This is a genomic window from Kribbella sp. (assembly GCF_035687465.1).
In the GTDB taxonomy this organism is placed as follows: domain Bacteria; phylum Actinomycetota; class Actinomycetes; order Propionibacteriales; family Kribbellaceae; genus Kribbella.
Genome location: NZ_DASRXP010000001.1, coordinates 1 through 3,140, shown reverse-complemented (window position 1 = coordinate 3,140; position 3,140 = coordinate 1). Strand labels below are relative to the sequence as shown.

Here is a 3,140-nt window from a genome sequence, read left to right as displayed (position 1 = left end):
CGTGGACAAGTTCCTCGATCTGCTCGATCGGTTCGTCGCCGATCACGAGCGCCATCTGCCAACAATGATCAACGAATGCGCGACCGCGCGTTCCGAAGGGGAGAACTGATGTCCGAGTCAACCTCGCGCATCGAGCCCGAGGTGAAGCAACCGTCTTCGGGGGGCGGGGGCGCACTGACGCACCGTCAGATCATGACGGTGCTCGCCGGGCTGATGCTCGGCATGTTGCTGGCCGCACTCGACATGACGATCATGGCCTCGGCCACGAAGACCATCGCCGACCAGCTGCACGGCCAGACCATCCAGGCCTGGGTCACCACCGCCTACCTGATCACGTCGACCATCGCGACGCCGCTGTACGGCAAGCTGTCCGACATTCTGGGCCGCAAGCCCATGTACCTGACGGCGATCACGCTGTTCCTGACCGGTTCCGTGCTGTCCGGCATCGCCAACTCGATGTACGAGCTCGCCGCGTTCCGCGCGGTTCAGGGCCTCGGCGCCGGCGGCCTGATGTCGCTGGCACTCGCGATCATCGCCGACATGGTGTCGCCACGGGAACGTAGCCGCTACCAGGGCTACTTCATGGCCATCTGGGGTGTTTCCAGCGTCGCCGGCCCGGTCGTCGGCGGCTTCTTCGCCGGGGCGGGCACCTTCGCCGGCATCGACGGCTGGCGTTGGGTGTTCCTGGTGAACGTGCCGATCGGCATCATCGCGCTGATCGTCGTCGCCAAGTTCCTGAACGTGCCGCACATCAAGGTCAACCACCGCGTCGACTACTGGGGCGCCGCCGCACTCGCCGTCGCGCTCGTGCCGTTGCTGATCGTGGCCGAGCAGGGCCGCGAATGGGGCTGGGACTCCGGCAAGGCGTTCGCGATGTACGGCATCGGGGTCGTCGGGCTCATCGCGTTCGTGTTCGTGGAGCGGTTGATGGGGGACGAGGCGCTGCTGCCGCTGCGGCTGTTCCGCAGGCCGGTGTTCTCACTGTCCAACATCATCAACTTCGTGATGGGTATCGGCATGTTCGGCATGATGATGTCGCTGCCGCTCTACCTGCAGATCGTGAAGGGCGCGACGCCGACCGAGTCCGGGTTGCAGAGCCTGCCGATGACCGCCGGCATTCTGGTGGCGTCCATGGGCAGTGGCATCCTGATCTCGAAGACCGGGCGCTACAAGAGGTTCCCGATCGCCGGTCTCGCGATCGTGTCGATCTCGATGTTCCTGTTCGCGCAGATCGGCGTCGACACCTCGCTGTGGCAGATCATGCTGATCATGGCGCTCGCGGGGACGGGGCTGGGGCTGTGCATGCAGACCCTGGTCCTGGCCATCCAGAACGACGTGCCGGCCAAGGACATGGGCGTTGCGACCTCGTCGGCGACCTTCTTCCGGTCGATCGGCGGCACGGTCGGCACCGCGGTGTTCCTGTCCATCCTGTTCAGCGTGACCCTCAGCAACCTGCCGGTCTTCCCAGGCGGGGGTGGCAGGTCGATCGACCTGAACGACACGTCGTTCCTGGCGAAGCTGTCGCCCGAGCAGGCACGGCCGATCCTGGACGCGTTCGTGGCCGGCATCGACACGGTGTTCTTCGTTGGCGGGATCGTGGTCGCCATCGGGTTCGTGCTGATGTGGTTCCTCAAGGAGGTGCCGCTGTCCGACAAGTCGGGTATCCAGCGCGCCGCCGAGGACGAGGAGGCGGCCGCGGCCGCGCCGGCGGTCATGCACTGATCCGGGGGAGGTAAGGGCCCCGCACGCCACGGCGTGCGGGGCCCCGCCCTATCCGCGTGTCCAACACCCAGACCCCGCGTGTCCAACACTCACGACAGGTGAGTTGAACGTTCGCGACGGGTGAGTTGAACGTTCGCGAACCGACAACTCACCGGTCCTGAACAGGAGACTCGCGGGTTCTGAACGGGGGACTCGCGGGTGTGTGCGCGAGTCGCCGTTTCAGAACCCGCGAGTCGCGGTTTCGGGACCGGTGAGTTGTCGGTTCGGGTCAGTGCAGTTCGAGGCCGGACTCCTTGAGCCGCGCGTAGGAACGCACGATCTCTCGCTCGGCCTCGTCCCGGCCGACCCACGAGGCGCCCTCGACGCTCTTGCCTGGCTCGAGGTCCTTGTAGACCTCGAAGAAGTGCTGGATCTCCAGGCGGTGGTACTCGGCGAGGTGGTGGATGTCGCGCAGGTGCTCGGTGCGCGGGTCCGCGGCGGGGACGCACAGAACCTTGTCGTCGCCGCCCTTCTCGTCGGTCATCCGGAACATGCCGATGGCGCGCGACTTGATCAGGCAGCCGGGGAACGTCGGCTCCTGGACCAGCACCAACGCGTCCAGCGGGTCGCCGTCCTCGCCGAGGGTGTTCTCGACGTAGCCGTAGTCCGCCGGGTACTGCGTGGCCGTGAACAACGTGCGGTCCAGCCGGATGCGACCACTGGTGTGGTCCATCTCGTACTTGTTGCGCACTCCCTTGGGGATTTCGATCGTGACGTCGAACTCCACGGTTTCCTCGCTCGGATCGGCTCGTGTCTTGGTGCCATCTAGTGTGGACCACTGCTGGTTACCTTTTGGGAGGGCATGTGCCGCAGTCCGGCGATGGCGACCTATGGCCGACCGACGACGGTGACACGTCGTCGAAGTCCGCCGAGGGCGACTCGACCCATCAGATGCCGGTGCCGCCGCGGCGTCCTGACCAGCAAGAACAGCGTCAGGGGGCGAAGCCGTCCGCCGGCGGCTGGTTCGACGGCGGGAAGCCGGCCGCGGCCGCCGAGGAGCAGCCGGCGGCGACCGCTGAGCGTGACGAACCGCACGCCGATCGAGCGAGCTCCGAGCCGCTCCGGGCCGAGGAGCCGCGGACGGGGCGGGCCGAGGGCAAGCAGAAGACGGATGAGCCCCGGCTGGACGAGCAGTCGCCGGACCAGTGGTGGCAGCCGCAACAGCGGCCCGACCAGCAGAAGGCCTCCGACCAGGCGAGACAGTTCGACCCGCGACCGCAGACCGGACAGCGGAGCGAGCAGGCGGACCAGCCAACACAGGCCGACCAGCAGTGGCATGCCGAGCAGCGACGGCGCGCCGAGCAGCAGCGCCAGTCCGACCAGCGCCAGTCCGAGCAGCAACAGTCGGCCGAGCAGCGCCAGTCCGACCAACGGCAGCC

Annotated in this window: 3 protein-coding genes; 1 reads left to right on the top strand and 2 read right to left on the bottom strand. The window is 67.1% G+C overall.

Annotation, left to right across the window (positions count from 1 at the left end; all coding sequences use genetic code 11):
• The first annotated feature begins 192 nt into the window (after positions 1-192).
• A complete protein-coding gene (locus tag VFG33_RS00015; protein WP_325020943.1) occupies positions 193-1,722 on the top strand; it encodes an MDR family MFS transporter in 1,530 nt (509 codons plus the stop codon).
• Between the two features lie 268 nt (positions 1,723-1,990).
• On the opposite strand, the gene VFG33_RS00010 is transcribed toward VFG33_RS00015, so the two are convergent.
• Both VFG33_RS00010 and VFG33_RS00005 read right to left on the bottom strand, forming a co-directional pair.
• Positions 1,991-2,488 carry an inorganic diphosphatase gene (locus VFG33_RS00010; RefSeq protein ID WP_325020941.1) on the bottom strand — a complete coding sequence of 166 codons (498 nt, stop codon included), beginning with the start codon at positions 2,486-2,488 and terminating at the stop codon, positions 1,991-1,993.
• 101 nt (positions 2,489-2,589) lie between these two features.
• Positions 2,590-3,140: hypothetical protein (locus tag VFG33_RS00005; protein ID WP_325020939.1), on the bottom strand; the 551-nt coding region annotated here is incomplete at its 5' end.